The 16561-nt window shown below is 43.4% G+C and carries 19 protein-coding genes and 1 pseudogene; 18 read left to right on the top strand and 2 right to left on the bottom strand.

What is annotated here, in order from left to right:
• Positions 1 to 322 precede the first annotated feature (322 nt).
• Complete coding sequence (locus MKY48_RS16640; RefSeq protein ID WP_339289896.1) at positions 323 to 859, top strand: dihydrofolate reductase family protein; 537 nt, start codon at positions 323 to 325, stop codon at positions 857 to 859.
• A gap of 523 nt (positions 860 to 1382) precedes the next feature.
• Here the strand turns inward: MKY48_RS16640 and MKY48_RS16635 are convergent.
• Complete coding sequence (locus MKY48_RS16635; protein ID WP_339289895.1) at positions 1383 to 2138, bottom strand: SDR family oxidoreductase; 756 nt, start codon at positions 2136 to 2138, stop codon at positions 1383 to 1385.
• A 231-nt stretch (positions 2139 to 2369) separates the two neighbouring features.
• On the opposite strand from MKY48_RS16635, the gene MKY48_RS16630 reads away from it, so the two are divergent.
• The 13 genes from MKY48_RS16630 (at position 2370) to MKY48_RS16570 (ending at position 11890) form a co-directional block, all read left to right on the top strand.
• On the top strand, positions 2370 to 2753 hold the full coding sequence (locus MKY48_RS16630; protein ID WP_215156926.1) for a MerR family transcriptional regulator: 384 nt from the start codon (positions 2370 to 2372) through the stop codon (positions 2751 to 2753).
• A 112-nt stretch (positions 2754 to 2865) separates the two neighbouring features.
• Positions 2866 to 3255 carry a hypothetical protein gene (locus MKY48_RS16625; protein ID WP_339289893.1) on the top strand — a complete coding sequence of 130 codons (390 nt, stop codon included), beginning with the start codon at positions 2866 to 2868 and terminating at the stop codon, positions 3253 to 3255.
• Complete coding sequence (locus MKY48_RS16620; RefSeq protein WP_339289891.1) at positions 3246 to 3404, top strand: hypothetical protein; 159 nt, start codon at positions 3246 to 3248, stop codon at positions 3402 to 3404. Before MKY48_RS16625 ends, MKY48_RS16620 begins: the two co-directional genes overlap by 10 nt.
• Positions 3405 to 3657: 253 nt before the next feature.
• Positions 3658 to 3981, top strand: coding sequence for a metalloregulator ArsR/SmtB family transcription factor (locus tag MKY48_RS16615; RefSeq protein WP_339264728.1), 324 nt, complete (start codon positions 3658 to 3660; stop codon positions 3979 to 3981).
• 115 nt (positions 3982 to 4096) lie between these two features.
• Positions 4097 to 5392: an arsenic transporter gene (locus MKY48_RS16610; RefSeq protein WP_339289889.1), complete on the top strand. Its 1296-nt coding sequence runs from the start codon at positions 4097 to 4099 to the stop codon at positions 5390 to 5392.
• 20 nt (positions 5393 to 5412) lie between these two features.
• A complete protein-coding gene (arsC, locus tag MKY48_RS16605) occupies positions 5413 to 5832 on the top strand; it encodes an arsenate reductase (thioredoxin) (RefSeq protein WP_339293521.1) in 420 nt (139 codons plus the stop codon).
• A 506-nt stretch (positions 5833 to 6338) separates the two neighbouring features.
• Positions 6339 to 7046, top strand: a complete 708-nt coding sequence (locus MKY48_RS16600; protein ID WP_339264725.1) for a response regulator transcription factor — start codon at positions 6339 to 6341, stop codon at positions 7044 to 7046.
• A 41-nt stretch (positions 7047 to 7087) separates the two neighbouring features.
• Complete coding sequence (locus MKY48_RS16595) at positions 7088 to 8470, top strand: HAMP domain-containing sensor histidine kinase (protein WP_339289888.1); 1383 nt, start codon at positions 7088 to 7090, stop codon at positions 8468 to 8470.
• A gap of 116 nt (positions 8471 to 8586) precedes the next feature.
• Positions 8587 to 9303 (top strand): hypothetical protein, encoded by a 717-nt coding sequence (locus MKY48_RS16590; RefSeq protein ID WP_339289886.1) that lies wholly within the window; start codon positions 8587 to 8589, stop codon positions 9301 to 9303.
• Positions 9304 to 9469: 166 nt separating this feature from the next.
• A complete protein-coding gene (locus MKY48_RS16585; protein WP_339264720.1) occupies positions 9470 to 10162 on the top strand; it encodes an SDR family NAD(P)-dependent oxidoreductase in 693 nt (230 codons plus the stop codon).
• Positions 10163 to 10506: 344 nt separating this feature from the next.
• A complete protein-coding gene (locus MKY48_RS16580) occupies positions 10507 to 10845 on the top strand; it encodes a hypothetical protein (RefSeq protein WP_339289885.1) in 339 nt (112 codons plus the stop codon).
• Between the two features lie 108 nt (positions 10846 to 10953).
• The gene (locus MKY48_RS16575; protein WP_339289883.1) at positions 10954 to 11445 is read left to right on the top strand and encodes an NUDIX domain-containing protein; all 492 of its coding nucleotides are present in this window, start codon (positions 10954 to 10956) and stop codon (positions 11443 to 11445) included.
• A 55-nt stretch (positions 11446 to 11500) separates the two neighbouring features.
• Positions 11501 to 11890, top strand: coding sequence for an ankyrin repeat domain-containing protein (locus tag MKY48_RS16570; RefSeq protein WP_339264714.1), 390 nt, complete (start codon positions 11501 to 11503; stop codon positions 11888 to 11890).
• Positions 11891 to 12258: 368 nt separating this feature from the next.
• Here MKY48_RS16570 and MKY48_RS16565 read toward each other — a convergent pair whose 3' ends face one another.
• Positions 12259 to 13008, bottom strand: a complete 750-nt coding sequence (locus tag MKY48_RS16565; protein ID WP_339289881.1) for an SDR family NAD(P)-dependent oxidoreductase — start codon at positions 13006 to 13008, stop codon at positions 12259 to 12261.
• Positions 13009 to 13307: 299 nt separating this feature from the next.
• Between MKY48_RS16565 and MKY48_RS16560 the strand changes: the two genes are divergently transcribed.
• The 4 genes and pseudogenes from MKY48_RS16560 to MKY48_RS16545 all read left to right on the top strand — a co-directional run bounded on the left by MKY48_RS16560 (position 13308) and on the right by MKY48_RS16545 (position 16553).
• On the top strand, positions 13308 to 13883 hold the full coding sequence (locus MKY48_RS16560) for a TetR/AcrR family transcriptional regulator (protein WP_339289879.1): 576 nt from the start codon (positions 13308 to 13310) through the stop codon (positions 13881 to 13883).
• Between the two features lie 231 nt (positions 13884 to 14114).
• Complete coding sequence (locus MKY48_RS16555; RefSeq protein WP_339289877.1) at positions 14115 to 14351, top strand: hypothetical protein; 237 nt, start codon at positions 14115 to 14117, stop codon at positions 14349 to 14351.
• A 350-nt stretch (positions 14352 to 14701) separates the two neighbouring features.
• Positions 14702 to 15326, top strand: a pseudogene (locus MKY48_RS16550) (FAD-dependent oxidoreductase); the annotation flags it as partial.
• Positions 15315 to 16553, top strand: a complete 1239-nt coding sequence (locus MKY48_RS16545) for a DUF885 domain-containing protein (RefSeq protein WP_339293520.1) — start codon at positions 15315 to 15317, stop codon at positions 16551 to 16553. The pseudogene MKY48_RS16550 and the gene MKY48_RS16545, both read left to right, overlap by 12 nt.
• The last annotated feature ends 8 nt before the right edge of the window (positions 16554 to 16561 follow it).

Raw genomic sequence — 16561 nt, 5'->3', positions numbered from 1 at the left:
ACAAGTTCTTGTCCCGAACCAAGGACAAGAACTTGTACCGATTGCCGTAAAGGACAAGAACATGTTCCGATTACCGATTAGATAAGCATTTAACTACATTTCACTGCACTAGTTCATTAAGATAACGGGCAGAATTGTTTAATTTACCATCCTTCGTTAAATTAAATTTGTATTCGGTCAGGCCAGGACTGTGCACATTAGCAATCCATGAGAAACCGGACATGCTGTTGGATGATAAAATGTAGACATAAAGGAGGCTGCATATGGAACGTGTAATCTTGATGATGAATGTGCGAGAAAACCAGGGAGGAGAGTCAGTCGCATGGCAAAGATCGTTTTCGCATTGAACCAGTCTCTGGACGGATTCGTCGACCACGACCACATGGCATTTCAGCCCGACCCCGTGCTATTCCGTCATTTCATCGACGACGTGCGCGGCCTGGCGGGCATCCTGTACGGGCGCCGCATGTACGAGACCATGCGGTATTGGGACGGAGACCATTTTGAATGGGATGCGCCGGAACGGGAATACGCAGCGGCGTGGCAAAGCAAGCCGAAGTGGGTGGTGTCGAGGACGTTAAAGTCCGTCGGTCCGAACGCTTCTCTGATCGAGGGCGACCTCGCAGCGGCCATACGTGGGCTAAAGGCTCAGCATGAAGGGGAGATTGAAGTTGCCGGGCCGGAGTTGGCCCACAGTCTAACGGAGCTCGGTCTAGTTGATGAGTATCGACTCTATCTCCATCCAGTCGTGCTGGGTCACGGCAAGCCGTTTTTCGCCGGTCCGCGGCCGCCGCTGCGCCTCGTGGCAAGCGATCGAATTGGCGAGAAGGTGATAAGGCTGACCTACGTTCCAGCTTAGTTGTGCGGTTGACCCAGCGGCCTAATGGGCACGTTACTTTAATAGGGATTCTCCGGCTGTAGCGGCAGTCAGAGGATCCCTTATTCTTTAAAATTTGTTCAGTTTTGCGAAATGACATAGTTATTTATGGAATTGACGATTGACCTAACGGGAAACGATAGTTGAATAAAAAAGAGACGTCAGCTGATCAGAGCGATAAAGATAGCTGTCGGAGGACAAGAACATATTCCCATTAAAAGTCACTATATTAGCGGCTTTTTTGTTTTATTGGTACAAGTTCTTGTCCCGAACCAAGGACAAGAACTTGTACCGATTGCCGTAAAGGACAAGAGCATGGTCCGATTACCGATTAGATAAGTATCTAACTATGTTTCCATGCAATTTCATTAAGCTAACGGACAGGTTAGTGTATCTGCAATTAGATAAACATCCAATTGAATTTCACCGTCTCAAAATAATTGAGACAATCCTTTTATTTTATGTGAAGTTCCAAACTAAACGTTATTTTCAGAAATAATTGCGATCAAATGTTCTGACCACCCGATACTTCGATTCTCTGCGCATTAACCCAGCGATTGTCGGATCCAAGTAGGTTGGCGACTGCGGGACCAATGTCCTCGGGTACGCCGACTCGACCAAGGGCAGTCATCGAGGCAAACGTGTCATTGTAAGAAGGTATGTCGCGTACAGAACCTCCTAGAAAATCGGTTTCGATTGCTCCAGGTGCAATGGTATTAGCGGTAATACCTCGGTGACCAAGTTCTTTGGCCAAATAGATGGTTAGAATCTCGACCGCCCCCTTTGCGGCAGAATAGGCGGAGAATCCGGGAAAAGAAACGCGAGTGAGTCCCGATGAGAAGTTCACAATACGACCACCATCTGCAAGAAGCGGCAGAAGGGCCTGAGTCAAGAAAAATACGCCTTTGACATGCACATTAAACAGGCCGTCGAACTGAGCTTCTGTAGTTTCGGTATAGTCTATCATTTCTCCGTGGCCAGCATTATTCACCAGGTGATGGAAAGTGGTACTATCCCAAGTAGACCGCAGGGTCGAACGAACTGTCTCAACAAAGGCTGTAAAGCTGGCAATGTTTCCAACATCAAGTTGTAATGCCACTGCTTTACGACCCAGAGATTCGATCTCAGCAACAACAGACTTTGCTTCTTCTGCTTGGCTACGATAGGTCAGGATGACATCACCGCCATGACGGGCAATACTGATGGCAGTATTGCGACCAAGTCCGCGGCTACCACCAGTGACGATTGAGATATTTTTCATTGTAACTTCATCCTTTCAGAACTCATTTTTAATTGCATTGTTATCATAGAATATAAAGTTCACTTTAAGTCAAGACTTTTTCGCTGAAAAAATAAGTGTATAATTAAACAGTAAAATCTTTGGTTTTATCATATCTTCCTCATCTTTTATAGCGTGAATATGGATGTTTTAATTAGAACTGCCAAAAACATAATTAAAGTTAACTTTAATAGGAGGCGATGAGTTTTATTTATGTTGACTATAAGGGAAGTTACTGAATTGACAGGAATGGCGGCTCCCACACTACGATATTACGAAAAGGAGGGGCTGCTTCCACATGTGAAGAGAAATGAAAATGGGAAGCGGTTATATGACGAAGATGATTTAAGCTGGATACACTTCGTTACTGCGCTTAGAGCAACAGGAATGCCGATTGCTCAAATTCAGAAGTATGTATACTTGTATAAAGAAGGGGACTCGACGATTTCGGAACGAAAAATGATGATGCTCCATCATAAAAAAGAAATTGAGAAAAGCATAAGGGAACTATATTTTAACTTGGATAAAATAAACTATAAGCTTGCTCTATATGATGTAATAGAATCTCAGATTGAACGAACTAACATCAAAATTTGATTATGCCAAATACAAAGTTGCTAAATTAGCGACTTTGTATTTTTTATAATTGTGATTTAATGAACTTCAACGATTAATACCGGGGATTTCACAACGAATCCTTGAGGAATTTATGACAGGAAAGGAATATCGCTTTCTGGTCATGGGGGATCAGGTTGTAGGGGTACTGCATCGTGTCCCTGCAAATATCGTCGGTGACGGTATCCACACGATCGAACAGCTTGTTCATGAGAAGAATAAAGACCCACTTAGAGGTAAAGGGTATAAGACTCCCCTTGAGAAAATTCAGTTAGGGGAAGCAGAAGAGATGTTTTTAAAGAACCATGCTATGGGTTGGAACGATATACCCCATTCAGGGGAAGTTATCTATCTGAGAGAAAATTCAAATTTAGTACGGGAGGAGACAGTATCGATTTTACGGATGAAATGCCAAACAGCTATAAGGAACTTGCCATTCAATCAGCTAAAGCTGCAGGAGCGACCATATGTGGTGTGGATATGATGATTGATTCTTTAGAGGAAGAAGCAACCGATACCAATTACAGCATCATAGAAATCAACTTCAATCCAGCGATTCATATCCACTGCTACCCTTATATCGGAAAGAACAGAAAGGCAAATGAAAAGATTCTGGATTTATTGTTCGGTTAGTTCGATTACGGGAGGAAATTCGAATATGCTGATTTAGATTTTATTACCGCATTCGTGGAAAACCTACTTACGGTTAGAACCAAAGTATCGTTCAAGCCATCACAAACTGCAGGTAGGATGGATGCTGGTGTTGATTAAGGAGAAATTTTGGGAGTAGCGTCTACACACTTGAAATCAAACACTCTTTCGATTAATATATAAGCATTAAATTATATGGTTATGATGGTATCTTACAAGAATGGGGTGAATCTTATTGGAGCAAATGAGCGAAATTGCCGAGAAGCTAAAACTGCTTGGAGATAAAACAAGACTTACTATGTTAACGCTTCTTAAGCAAAGAGAATGGTGTGTTTGCGAATTTGTAGATATTTTCGACATGTCTCAGCCAGCGATTAGCCAGCACTTAAGAAAGCTTAAGTCTCAGGGGATTGTAAATGAAGCCCGTCGTGGCCAATGGGTTTATTATTCCTTGAATGTTGATGACAAGCCATATATCCAAGCCGTGCTAAATGAGATGCCAAGTGCTCAAGAAGTCCTGTCATCCATGAATAAGGAAGTTAACTGTGCCTGTGATTAACAGGAATATTTAGCATATGAGTGATGCAAAATTGCTCTCTGTTCATTATATAAGGATATAGTTATATATTGATTATTACTGTATTTAAGTCATCGCATAATTGGAGGTTTGAACATTGGTTTCTGTTGTCCTGGCTAGCATCATTTTTCTTGTTACCTTAGTTTTTGTCATTTGTCAGCCTAAAAATCTATCCATTGGATGGTCTGCCTGCGGTGGTGCTGTACTGGCATTGCTTGTGGGAGTCGTTGACTTTCAGGATGTATGGGATGTCACCCAGATCGTATGGAATGCAACGCTCGCCTTTGTCGCGATCATTATCATTTCATTGATCTTGGATAAAATCGGGTTGTTCGAGTGGGCCGCCTTACATATGGCGAATGCTGCTCGAGGAAACGGTATCCGGATGTTTGTCTATGTATCCGTTCTTGGAGCTGTTGTCGCTGCATTTTTCGCAAACGATGGTGCGGCTCTGATCTTAACTCCGATTGTGCTTGCCATGGTACGAGCGCTGAATTTTGACGAGAAGAAGGTATTCCCTTTCATCATCGCAAGTGGTTTTATTGCGGACACAACTTCGCTACCACTTGTAGTCAGCAACCTGGTGAATATCGTATCAGCCGATTTCTTCGGAATTACGTTTATCGAATACGCCAGTCGCATGTTGGTTCCCAATCTGTTCTCTTTAGTAGCCAGTATCCTTGTGCTTTATTTGTTTTTCCGCAAGAGCATCCCGCGAAAGTTCGCTGGGACGCAGCTTAAACAACCCTCAACGGCAATTCAAGATCCTAAGATGTTCCGATTATCATGGATCGTATTGAGCGTGCTGCTGATCGGTTACTTTGTGTGTGAATTTGTGGGTATCCCCGTATCGATCGTAGCTGGTGTTATCGCGATATTCTTCCTGCTGATGGCGAGAAAAAGTCCGGTTATACAAACCAAAGAAGTTCTCAAAGGGGCTCCGTGGGCCATTGTATTTTTCTCGATAGGAATGTACGTTGTGGTCTATGGCTTACGTAATGCTGGTCTTACAGATCTTCTGGCAAGTGTCATACAGAGCGTAGCGGATCAAGGGCTGTTTGCTGCGACCATGGGAATGGGATTCATTGCTGCGATTATTTCTTCCATCATGAACAATATGCCGACCGTCATGATTGATGCACTCGCCATCGATGCGACAAACACGTCGGCTGCCATTAAAGAGGCCTTAATTTATGCGAATGTGATTGGTTCTGATTTAGGTCCCAAAATTACACCGATTGGTTCACTAGCCACCTTGCTTTGGCTGCATGTCCTTTCGACGAAAGGCGTGAAGATAAGCTGGGGGACTTACTTTAAGACAGGGATTATATTGACCATCCCAACGTTATTTATAACCCTTTTAGGATTATATATCTGGCTAACCATACTTTAATTCAAGGGAGAGAAACGATGATGGAAAAAAAGACACTTTACTTCTTGTGCACAGGCAACTCTTGCCGCAGCCAAATGGCGGAGGGATGGGCCAAAAAACATCTTGGTGATGATTGGAAAGTCTACAGCGCCGGCATCGAAGCTCACGGCCTAAACCCGAATGCGGTCAAAGCAATGAACGAGGTGGGGATCGATATTTCGAACCAAACTTCGGATATCATTGATCCGGAGTTGTTAAATCAATCGGACTTGGTGGTCACCTTGTGCGGCGACGCTGCAGATCGTTGTCCGATGACACCTCCGCATGTTCACCGTGAGCACTGGGGATTTGACGATCCTGCCAAGGCTCAGGGTGCCGATGAAGAAAAATGGGCTGTTTTCCAGCGTGTTCGTGATCAAATCGGCGAGCGTATTCAAAAGTTCGCTGAAACCGGCGAGTAATAAAACAGGATGTAGGAGCCGGGAGCTATTCTCGGAATACATTTGTCGAGGGACAAGAACATGGTACCATTCAAAGTCGCTAATTTAGCGGCTTTTTTGTTTTATCGGTACAAGTTCTTGTCCCGAGTCGAGGACAAGAACTTGTACCGATTGCCGTAAAGGACAGGAACATGAGTCGATACCACAAGTAACGGTGAATGGTTGATATGGTTACGTTCCAACAGATTGAATATATTGTAGATTCGTTTGCATCTCGAGAGAGGTACTTTTTTCGTTTAAGGTACCTTACGATCTCTTCACCAAGACAAGTTGCCGCTTAACCAGCCAATAAGTCCACCAACAATGAGTACCCAGAGCAGATCCATGGATTGTTCTCCTTTCTTCGGGTTTATTACAAGTTATGTTGGGCTCAGTGGAATCAGTTGGTGGAGGAATCTAAAGTGTCTGTGCTAAGATGAGGGTAAATTATGATTCAAGCTGGGGAACAAGGCTAGAAGGGGTGCACATTGAAGAAAATACTTGTCATTGACGATGAAGTCGCAATCAGAGATTTAATTGAGCTCGTACTGAGAAGAGAAAACTACGTCGTTCAAACGGCTGAAAACGGTAAAATAGCCCTGCAACTGCTGGATGCTTTTGGGCCGGACCTGGTGGTGCTTGACTTGATGCTGCCTGACTGCTCCGGATATGACCTGTGCAAGGAAATCACCGGGAAACGTGCCGTTCCTGTGATCATGCTCTCTGCCAAAAATGAGGTAATCGACAAGGTGTTGGGACTAGAGCTAGGGGCGGAAGATTACATGACCAAACCCTTTGACAATCGTGAATTGCTCGCTCGGATCAAGGCGATTCTGAGAAGAAACGAGAGCAAGGAGGAATCAAGTGAAGGAACAGAAGTGAAATCTACACGCATCATTCATGAAGAGCTGACATTTGATCTGGAAAGCCGAAGGGTGCTGAAAAACGGTGTACCCGTGTCTTTAACGGCCAAAGAGTTTAAAATTCTGGAAACGTTACTCAAAAGGCCAGACAAAATCTTTACCCGGGATGAGCTGCTGCAGATCGGATGGGGATATGACTTTATGGGAGACAGTCGCAGTGTGGATATGACCATCATGCGATTACGGAAGAAGCTGGAGGATAACGCGGACGAACCGAAGTATGTCAGGACGATCTATGGATTTGGTTATCAACTTGGAGGTGGCGAGGCCTGAAGTATGCAACCCGGTTACTGCTGAATTATTTATTTTTCTCCGTGCTGTCCTTTGGCATCATCATTTTTGCGGTTAATAAAGCCATCGATTACTACAGCTTCATTACCATTGAAAAACAGATGATGGAGAAGGCGGATCTGTCCGAGTTGTCCTTCCGTGAGGTGTTGGCACAGCATAGATCATCGACAGGAGAGCCGCAGACAAAAGAAATCGTCAGACTTGCTCTGGAGAAGCTGAAAGCTTCAGGCAAGGAAGTACGTATCTATGATAGCTCCAAGCAGTTGCTGGGCTTGGCTGTGGATGGCATCATCATTAATGATGGCAAACCTCTTATTTTTGAAAAGAATATTGAGAAAGCCCTGAGCGGCAGTTATGCCTACACCGTAACGGAAGATCATCTGCTTTATTTTGCCACTCCCATTCAGGATCAATACTACCAAAACGCTTATGTGTATGAGTTCGTGGAGGACATTTCCTACTTTTATGCGATTATGGATCAAATCCGTTATATCCTGTTTGCGGGTGCAGGCGGATTTATTGTACTGATTACGTTATCCAGTCTGTGGATTGCCCGCAACACAACCAAGCCGATTAAGCTGTTGCTTGGCGCTGCGCAAAGTTTCTCTAGACAGGAGTTTCGGAGAGTTCATCTAAACCGGAAGGATGAGCTGGGCATGCTGGCAGATGGGCTGGATTCCATGGGGCGGCAGCTTCATGATTACATTCAGTACCAGAAACAATTTGTCTCCAACGTATCTCACGAGTTAAAAACACCATTGGCAGCAATTCGTGGTTTCTCTCAATACTTGGTTGAAGGGGAGAACGAGAACAAGGAGCTGCAAAAAATCTATGCTCATCTGCTGCAGGAATCGGATCGGCTGACGCGCTTGATTAATGAACTGTTGTTGCTATCCCGATTCGACAAGGCTGGTTCTAACGAACTGGAAGCCCGGAAGACGGAAATGAACGAACTGATTCAGCAAGTCGCAACGAGTATGGGTGCCAAGGCCAAAGATAAAGGAATCGAGATTATGTTCAGGGAGGCGGAAGCGGAACCGGAGGATAAGCTTCTGACGAGAGTCCACGCCAACGTGAATCCAATGCTGATGTCCCATGCGATCGCCAACCTTGTGGACAATGCCATCAAATATTCAGGCAGTCCATCGCTAATCGAATTGAAGTTGGAACATACGCCAAGCGAGGTCGTTATACGGATACGTGATCAAGGTATCGGTATCGCGGGTGATGAGCTGGAGAGAGTGCAGGAACGCTTTTACCGGGCGAAAAATGCAAGCACAGCGAACGGTTCAGGTCTTGGACTTTCTATTTGCAAAGAGATTGTAGAGCGGTTTAATGGATATATCGACATGGAAAGTCAAATCGGGGAAGGAACGACCGTTACGATTGTGTTACCCCGTGCGTAAACACGCGCGTAAATAGTTAACGTTACAAGATTGATACAATTCTGTTATGAGACTAACAAATGCTTTTTTTATAATCACTTCATAAGAAGAAATCACACATTTATGGAGGGATCATGATGAAATTGATAAACAAAGCTACAGCTGTTATCCTGCTGAGTATTTTACTAACGATGGCACTGACGGGCTGTCAGTCCAATGGTGCCAAGTCGCCAGAAGCGCCGCAGAACTCGGCTGAAAAAAACACGCCCGACGAACAGGCCAAAGGCGAAGGAGCATCAAATTCTACTGCGCCTGCTTCAGAAAATTCGGAAGGACAGAGTGCTGAAGCTATTAAGGAAGGTTCGATGGAGAAGGAAGGCAATGTGGTGCTGAAGGAGCTTGCTTTTGTCTATAATGAGCACACCATCGCGATTTCGGATACAGCGAATGAAGATCAGATGGAACAGATGCTGGGCAAACCGGATAACCTGAAATCTCATACGTACAGTGCCGGCGATGGAACAAACATGGATACGTTAATCGGTTTTACAGAAAAGGTTTATACGTATCCTGGTCTGGAGATTAAAACAATCAGTATACCGGAGGGGAAACAAGACTCCATCTTTCATATCGAAATTACAGATCCTAAGTACGCGACAGTGCGAAACATTAAAGCAGGAGATAGCCTGGATACACTCAAAAACGCCTACCCTGAGGGGAAACTGCTTGGTGATGGAGCCCCTAACGAGGAGGATGACTACCGTTACGAGCCATCCAATTATGTGGATGTGATGTCGTTTCATATCAAGGATGCCAAGGTGGAGAGCATTCAGATCTACAGCCTTCTGGACTAATATTTAGTGATCGATGTTGGTAAGCCATTCATACGATTCACCTTTAATACCTGCCCGGGAGAGGGGTAGGTATTTTCTCGTTATAGACTCGTTTATAGAATGGTATCGAGCTGACAGGTTTTCTCTTAAAAAAACTTAGACATGGTACAATTTTGCCATAAGCGATTTGAATAGTGTTAGGAAGTTCTCTGCAGATTTCCTCGAAAAGAACGAGTCCTTGTCTATTCTCATTAACAATGCAGGCATTATGTTCCCGCCATTACAATTAACCAAGGATGGCTTTGAATCCCAATTTGGAGGTAATCATTTAGGTCATTTTGCACTGACTGGATTGCTATTGCCTCGCTTGATTTCAACTCCAAAATCGAGAGTTATAACTCTGAGCAGTCTACTTGCTCATAACGCCATTATTGATTTCGGTAATTTGGACGGATCTAAGGGATATAACCGCCAAAAGTTTTATGGTCAAAGTAAACTAGCAAATCTATTGTTCGCTAAAGAATTACAAAATAAATTTAACAGCCATCAAATTGATTCCTTTAGTGTCGCTTGTCATCCTGGAATAGCGAATACCAATTTATCTTCCTTTGGTTCAGGGAAGCAAGCAAGTATATTCAAAAGGATGTTTACCAGCATCATTAGTCAACCAGCACATATGGGCGCGTTGCCTACCTTATATAGTGCCACGGAATCAACGATTATGGGAGGGGAATATATTGGTCCAGATAGCAAAGGTGGAAGAAAAGGCTATCCAAAGAGTGACCCGATCATCGAAAAGTTATACGATCCTCAGGATTCAAAATTATTATGGAATGTTTCTGAAAAATTAACAGGTGTATCTTTCAAGTTTGACAGATAGTTTTTATTTCATCCGTGAACATTCAAACTTTGCGGCTATCGACAGAGTTTTCAAATTCGAATTCCTGACGTCATATGATGTTGCCGCACCGCTATTGTGTGCTGGGATTGCAATGTACTCGCCGCTTGCCTTCGGGGTGCTTCCTTTGGCAAGAAGATAGCGATAATTGGGCTTGGTGGACTTGGATACATGGTTGTTGCAGACGACTACGAACCGTCAACATCCGTACGCTTATGAAGATGACGAATCTGTTCATACCGGACATATCCGAGAAGCGCAGCGGCGGGGTGTTCAAAACGGCTTCGAAGGCAATTGAAGTCAATATCGAGTAGGGAGTAGCAACAATGTCGAATAAGGTAGCACTTATAACCGTTTCTTTTAACTATAGAAATAAGTGGACATCACCTCAGTTTTCAATAATTGTGTGCTGTCACGATTTTTATGAAATGATTATAGAGAGTGGTCAAGGCTGCCTTTATCGGCTACGGTTGTTTGTCGTGGCAATTGAAGAGAACCAGATCGATGAGATAAGCAAACACATTGATCCGGTTTTTTATGTCGAGGGACAAGAACATGGTCCCATTGAAAGTCGCTATTTTAGCGGCTTTTTTATTTTATCGGTACAAGTTCTTGTCCCGATTGCCGTAAAGGACAAGAACATAGTCCGATTACCGATTAGATGAATATCTAAGTAACCCAATGCTACTTCATTAAGCTAACGGGCAGGAAAGTGCGAGAAGGCTGTGGAATAAAAATACAAACGTTACTGCATAAGGAGGTCGTAACTATCTATGCCATTTCCAACACACATCGTAGCCGCAGGTGGATTTGTGGAAGATGGAGAAGGAAATATCCTTTTAGTAAAAACCCGTGACGGTGGTTGGGTTTACCCAGGTGGACAAGTGGAAGTTGGAGAAAATCTGATGGATGCTTTGGTTCGCGAAATCAAAGAGGAAAGCGGAATTGATACCACAGTTAGCTACTTAATTGGTGTCTATTCGAATACAGGGATTTTTAAATGGTATGATGGCGTGACAGATGTTCCTACGCAAGTTGGGTTTGATTTCGTATGTAAACCCGTTGGTGGGGAGTTGTTAGCTGTTACTGAAGAAACAACCGATAGCCGATGGGTTGCGAAAGATAGAGTTCTTGATTTCATTATACAACCAGCTATTCGCACTCGCTATCAGGCTTATTTGGATTTTAATGGAGCAGTAAATTACGTAGAGTATGTAACGCAACCCGAGTTCATCAAAAAACACCAAACATACATTTCGAAGTAGAAAGTGATCAGTTTGGGTTCCGCAATTTATACAATGATGATAGGAGAGATAACCAATGTCCAATAGTCTTGCTCCAGAATTAGTTAAAGAATTTGTTTATAATGCGCACTCCGATTTTGATAAGGTTAAGGAGATGCTCGAACAAGAACCAGGTTTACTTAATGCTGCATGGGATTGGGGTAATGGCGATTGGGAAACGGCCCTTGGTGCAGCTGCACATATGGGAAAACGTGATATAGCGCTTCACTTGTTGGATAAAGGGGCCAGAATTGATCTGTTTGCTGCTGCTATGCTAGGTAAGCTTGATATTGTGAAAGGAATAATAAACGATAATCCGAATACAGTAGATTTGTTAGGTCCCCATACTATTACATTAATGGCTCACGCTAAGGCGGGTGGAGATCACTCAATTAATGTTGTTCAGTACCTCGAGTCAATTAAATAATAAGGAAAAAATGCCGGTTGGTAAATAGAACCGGCATTTAATATTTTCAACTTATATTTTTATCGATAAAATAGGTAAGCCTAAAGTGTATGACACTAAATATAAATGTCGAGGGACAAGAACATATACCCATTAAAGTCGCTATTATAGCGGCTTTTTTTGTTTTATCGGTACAAGTTCGTGTCCCAAGCTAAGGACAAGAACTTGTACCGATTGCCGTAAAGGACAAGAACTTGTTCCTATTACCGAATAGTTTCACGCCGGAACTCATATTTCTTTCCATCCCACTTAATTGTTTCTCCAGATGATAATACAAATCTGGCGACACGAAACATAACCTTTTGAGCAAACGCTGAATTATAGGTAAATTAATGAATCTTTGGAGGTTCAGACTTCATCGTATCGTTAAGGTGGGTCACAAAAATACCTTCGTTCGGGCCAGGGTTATTTCGAAACACTTTCGCTTCTTCGACCAGAACTTCGTCTGTATCCGTACCTAGTACCTTTATCGTCTCATCAATGAATGACGAAAGTGGCATCGCACGCGGTTCATCGTTGTTGCTTTGAACCCACGGTGGCACCATTTCTATCACTTTAACCGAAGTGTCTTTAAGCATGTATCTTTGGGACAGCGTATAGGTATGAAGCGCAGCCTTCGTTGCGGAATATATAGCAGTTGCGGCTAACGGTACAAAACCAAGGATCGAAGTCGTGTTGATGACAATAGCTTCTTCTTTGGACTTCAAATGAACGATTAATGCAGAAGTCAACCGAATTGGGCCTAACAAGTTTGTCTCGACCGTCGAAATCAAAACATCCTCATCGATCACGCCCGCCGCGTCATCGGGCTGTATGATGCCGGCGTTGTTAATCAAGACATTCAAATCCGGGAATTCTTCGATTAGCTGCTTGGCAACCACCTCTATGCTGGCAGGATCTTGTACATTCAATTCCACTGCGGACATACCGGGATTCGCTTTGATTGTCTCATCCAATCGCTCTTTACGTCGACCAGAGATAATAACTTTGTTTCCAAGATGGTGGAGAGCTTCTGCTAACGCACGTCCAATTCCCGAGCCGCCGCCTGTAATAAAAATCGTGTTTCCTGTAAGTTTCATGTTGTAAACCTCCTGAATTAATTTAAATTAAATTATCGATTATTTTGTAATAAATAAAATACATAAACATTTTAGGTCCTATTGTTTTTCGGGAGTTTCAAAATTGTCGAATTAATAACTTTCATGGATAAGCCTCCTCTTGAATTGATCACATGTTGATCTAACAACATGAGTTTTATATAGTGAATGTATCAGGGCGATAAATGGGGTTCAATGGTTAAAACAAGCTCAGTTGTTGATTTTTCAACACAGGACTTCAAAGTGACCATTTTTTGAATGGGATAAAGGGGAGAAGGATTATGGCCAAGCGTATTCAAAAATCAAGGCAAGCGATTAATGATGCTTTTATGAGGCTAATGTCAGAAAAGGAATTCGAGAGCATAACGATTAATCAAATTGCGGCAGAAGCGAATGTCAATCGAGGAACGGTGTATCTGCATTTCGATGACAAGTACGATCTGCGCGAGCAATGCATAGCAGCTGAGATTAACCAGTTGGTTCGACATTGTATGTCTGGAGATGACCTGGTTCATCTTCCTTCCAAAACCGCACTACTTCACACTTTTGAATATTTGGAGCAGCATGCTTCTTTCTACTCGATTATGCTGAAGAGCAAGGGAAGCATGGTATTTCGAAACCAAATGGAGACCATGTTCAGAAAAAGTCTGATGGAACATCTGGATTCAATCAATCTCGATCAGGACAGGAACAGGGACATTACAGTACAATTTTTAATTTCAGCATCAGTGGGTGTATTGGAATGGTGGATTATCCGTTCGATGCCGTATCCGCCATCCGTCATGGTTGAACAATTTTGGAATTTGCTGAACCGAGTTGTCGAAGGACACGAACATCGTTCCATTGGAAGTCGCTAATTTGGCGGCTTTTTTTGTGTTTTCTTATGTTTGAGAGGATAGGAGGTGATAATTGATATGTCAAATTAGGTTATTAGGAAACTTTCTCGAGGGACAAGAACATATTCCCATTGAAGTCGCTATTATAGCGTTTTTTTATCCGATCTACAGCAAAGGCCGAGGAGTATTGGAGAACGTTTCCGGATATTTATTGTTAAAAAGGGGATTAACAGTAGAGTCTTACTGGAGCAAGTGTTTCCGACATATGAGCAGGTATTCTACAATGTGTTTTCGGCAACGTCATTGACGGTACTGGCCCGTTGTTTAGAAGGAGATGCCGAAGATTGGAACGAAGTCATTCAAGGAAGCGCAGGAAGATCCCACTCCAAACGTTGGGCAAATGAAAAAGCTAGGAAACTGGAGGAAGTGTTGGATCACTGGAAAGGAATCAATGGCGAGGACGTTGCTAGTATTACCGTCAAATTATAAGAAAACTACAGAAATAAATAAGAAGAGGATATAGGGGGATTATCGTACCAAAGATCATTCCAATTGAAAGAATTCATTGAACGGGCATAACAAGATGATTAATCAATCAAAGCAGATTCGAACTAACAGAAGCTGCTTTTTCCATTCCAAGCTGGAGGAGAGACATCAGGTTACCATAAGATGGATCATTCAGTTAAAAATTAAAGTAAGGGGGTTCCTTTTATAACCCTCTTTTCTTATGATGGAAACAGAGAAAATCTGCTAAAACTGGTTCGATTGTACGTGTGATGTTTAGTAGGTTACAAGTTCTCTTTTGCATGGATTCGTATATATATTTAGGAGGTTTCTGCATGGTGAAAGTACAAGAACGTCGGCATCTAGTCTTGATTGGCAACGGGATGGCGGGCATCAACACGGTGGAACAGATATAAAAACTGGCGCCCAGCACCTACAGGATCACCGTATTTGGAAGCGAGCCTTATCCCAACTACAATCGTATTCAGTTATCGTATGTGCTAGAGAAGAGTGAAGCAAGAAGACATCATTCTGAACGACTGGGATTGGTATTTAGAGAACGGAATAGAGCTATATACGGGAACGACTGTAACGCATATTGATACGGAACAAAAAATCGTGAAGGCAGACAATGGTATGGAGGTTCCATATGACACCCTCATTATTGCAACCGGTTCCAACCCGTTTATGCTTCCTGTTCCAGGAGCAGATAAAGAAGGAATTGTAGGTTTCAGAGATATCGCAGATTGCCAGAACATGCTGCATGTAGCAGATCAGTACAAGAAGGTTGCTGTTATTGGCGGGGGCTTGCTTGGATTGGAGGCGGCCAAGGGGCTGCTTAAACTGGGGATGGATGTGACAGTGGTCCATCTGTTTGAGGAGATAATGTAACGTCAGCTCGATCATACCGCCTCACGGATGCTTCAGGCAGAGCTGGAAAGCCAGGGGTTGAAATTTTCGGATAAAGTCGCGCATGTCATAGATAGAATTCAAGACAGACGGGAGAAAGGTATTGTCCCTGCTTCTGAATTTCTTAAGGAAATGCTTACGAGTTACAGCATTTTGCGGAATACGAAACCGGAAGAAACGATTCTGTACAGTTTATATGCAGAGAAATTAACAGAGTTAAAACTCGATCCCTCCGAAGAGGAGAAGCTAAAAAAAGCGTTAGCGCAAACCCTAACCGATCATGTACTGGCTTCTTACGGCAAACTTGCCGATGTGATCAAGAACGATCTTATAAAACAAGCATCCGTGAGCCAAGGAATCTGGAGTAAGCCGGACGGCAGCGAGTATTATTCTGCAAGGCTCAAACTTACTACGGGTACGGACCTCAGTCCTCAGGAAATGCACGAGATCGCTAAACACAAGGTAGAAGAGATCGTGAAGGAGCTAAGAAGCGGTGCTTCGGGTCAAGCACAGACTACATTTATAACCAGATTCCTAACCGGAGATGAATTGCTGCAAGCGTTAAATAGCAGTCTGTCGGATGCCACGCCCTGCTTGTCCGATTGGTTTGAAGACGAGCTTATCCCGAACCATCCCGTGGATGTGCGGGCGTATTCGGCTCTTATCGCATCGGCAGGTGGAATGTATATCCCCTTATCTATAGATGGTGATAGGAGCGGGAGATTTGTCATTCCGCTCGAAAACCCGACCTCCGAAGAAATGGTTAAAATGCTTGCGTTGCATGAGGGTATTCCAGGACATCACTTTCAATTTTCGATTCAATATGATCAACCAACCATTCCATTAATCCGCAAAATAACGATGACGCCTGGATACGTAGAGGGATGGGCGGTCTATATGGAAAGCTTATGTGCGGAGAAGGGCTTGCTTGATCGGAACACCGTACTAATCCGTTTGGCGAACCTTTCAATAGGTACCGTGATAGATACGGGTATCCATGGGCTGAAGTGGACAAGAGAACAGGCTAATGAGTATCTGATGAGTGTCACTGGAAGGGGGGACGATGCTTTTATCGACAGTGTTATTGCCTATCCAGGACAAAAGGAATACTATGCGATCGGATCGGAGCAATTTCAATCCCTTCGAGAGAAGGCGAAAAGGGAACTCGGGGATCGCTTCGATATCAAAGCATTTCATTCCGTTCTTCTTCGAAACGGTAATATGCCATTTCCGATATTGGAGCAGCAAGTGAATCAATACATCAAGTCCGCCAAATAAAAGGAGAG

Source organism: Paenibacillus sp. FSL W8-0187 (assembly GCF_037969755.1).
Taxonomy (GTDB): domain Bacteria; phylum Bacillota; class Bacilli; order Paenibacillales; family Paenibacillaceae; genus Paenibacillus_AQ.
Note: the sequence above shows the minus strand (reverse complement) of the source record. Positions and strands in the feature narration are given on the sequence as shown.

Bases quoted from the DNA above. Each gene is read 5' to 3' on its own strand.
- MKY48_RS16640 (WP_339289896.1), top strand. From the start codon at position 323: ATGGCAAAGATCGTTTTCGCATTGAACCAGTCTCTGGACGGATTCGTC.
- MKY48_RS16635 (WP_339289895.1), bottom strand. From the start codon at position 2,138: ATGAAAAATATCTCAATCGTCACTGGTGGTAGCCGCGGACTTGGTCGC.
- MKY48_RS16630 (WP_215156926.1), top strand. From the start codon at position 2,370: ATGTTGACTATAAGGGAAGTTACTGAATTGACAGGAATGGCGGCTCCC.
- MKY48_RS16625 (WP_339289893.1), top strand. From the start codon at position 2,866: ATGACAGGAAAGGAATATCGCTTTCTGGTCATGGGGGATCAGGTTGTA.
- arsC (WP_339293521.1), top strand. From the start codon at position 5,413: ATGGAAAAAAAGACACTTTACTTCTTGTGCACAGGCAACTCTTGCCGC.
- MKY48_RS16590 (WP_339289886.1), top strand. From the start codon at position 8,587: ATGAAATTGATAAACAAAGCTACAGCTGTTATCCTGCTGAGTATTTTA.
- MKY48_RS16580 (WP_339289885.1), top strand. From the start codon at position 10,507: ATGTCGAATAAGGTAGCACTTATAACCGTTTCTTTTAACTATAGAAAT.
- MKY48_RS16575 (WP_339289883.1), top strand. From the start codon at position 10,954: ATGCCATTTCCAACACACATCGTAGCCGCAGGTGGATTTGTGGAAGAT.
- MKY48_RS16570 (WP_339264714.1), top strand. From the start codon at position 11,501: ATGTCCAATAGTCTTGCTCCAGAATTAGTTAAAGAATTTGTTTATAAT.
- MKY48_RS16565 (WP_339289881.1), bottom strand. From the start codon at position 13,008: ATGAAACTTACAGGAAACACGATTTTTATTACAGGCGGCGGCTCGGGA.
- MKY48_RS16560 (WP_339289879.1), top strand. From the start codon at position 13,308: ATGGCCAAGCGTATTCAAAAATCAAGGCAAGCGATTAATGATGCTTTT.